This window comes from Pseudomonas sp. AKS31 (genome assembly GCF_023634765.1).
Lineage (GTDB): Bacteria > Pseudomonadota > Gammaproteobacteria > Pseudomonadales > Pseudomonadaceae > Aquipseudomonas.
In genome coordinates, this window is the sequence record NZ_JAMLFX010000001.1 from 987,723 (window position 1) to 988,950 (window position 1,228).

The 1,228-nt window shown below is 59.5% G+C and carries 1 protein-coding gene; it reads left to right on the forward strand.

Annotated features, from left to right (window positions below):
• Positions 1–1,228: cadherin-like domain-containing protein (locus M9827_RS04490; protein ID WP_250603773.1), on the forward strand; the 1,228-nt coding region annotated here is incomplete at both ends.

The window sequence follows — 1,228 nt, forward strand, 5'->3', positions numbered from 1 at the left end:
TTGGGCAGCACGCTGACCATCACCGGTTTCAACGCTGCTACCGGCGTGGTGAGTTACAGCTACACCCTGGCCGATAACGAAGCCCATCCGAACGCCAACGGCGCGAACAATCTGCCTGAGCAGTTCGCCGTCACGGTAGTCGACGATAACGGCACCACCGCCAATGGCACGCTGGACGTCAACATCGTCGACGACCTGCCAAAAGCCAACGACGACAGCAACGGAACCGCGTCAGAAAGCCAACTGACCCTGACCGGCAACGTCCTTACCAACGATGTGCAAGGTGCCGACCGCGTATCCACCGGGCCGGTAACCCCGGGCACATTCACCGGGACTTACGGCACCTTGGTACTCAACGCCAACGGCACGTACACCTACACGCTGAACACCAGCGATGCCGATTTCAAAAACCTCCACGGCGGTGGCAACGGCACAGAGACCTTCGCCTACACCATCACAGATGCAGACGGCGATACCAGCACCGCCAACCTCGTCCTGCAGATCCACAACAACGACGATCCGGTGATCATCAATGGCCTCGACGTGAATGGCGGCGAACTCACCGTTTACGAAAAAAATCTCACTGACGGCAGTGCACCAGATTCCACCGCACTGACCCAAAGCGGCACGTTCACCATCACCGCACTCGATGGCGTCACAACCCTGACTGTCGGCGGCATCGCCGTCGTCACCAACGGTGTAGCGGCAGGTTTCCCGCAATCGATCACCACGCCGCTGGGCAGCACGCTGACCATCACTGGTTTCAATGCTGCTACCGGCGTGGTGAGTTACAGCTACACCCTGGCCGATAACGAAGCCCATCCGAACGCCGACGGTGCGAACAATCTGCCTGAGCAGTTCGCCGTCACGGTAGTCGACGATAACGGCACCACCGCCAATGGCACGCTGGACGTCAACATCGTCGACGACCTGCCAAAAGCCAACGACGACAGCAACGGAACCGCGTCAGAAAGCCAACTGACCCTGACCGGCAACGTGCTAACCAACGATGTGCAAGGGGCTGACCGCGTCCCTACCGGACCGGTAACTCCGGGCACGTTCACCGGCACTTACGGCACCTTGGTTTTGAATGCTGACGGCACTTACACCTACACGCTCAATACCAGCGACGCCGATTTCAAAAACCTGCACGGTGGCGGCAACGGCACGGAAACCTTCGCCTACACCATCACAGATGCAGACGGCGATACCAGCACCGCCAACCTCG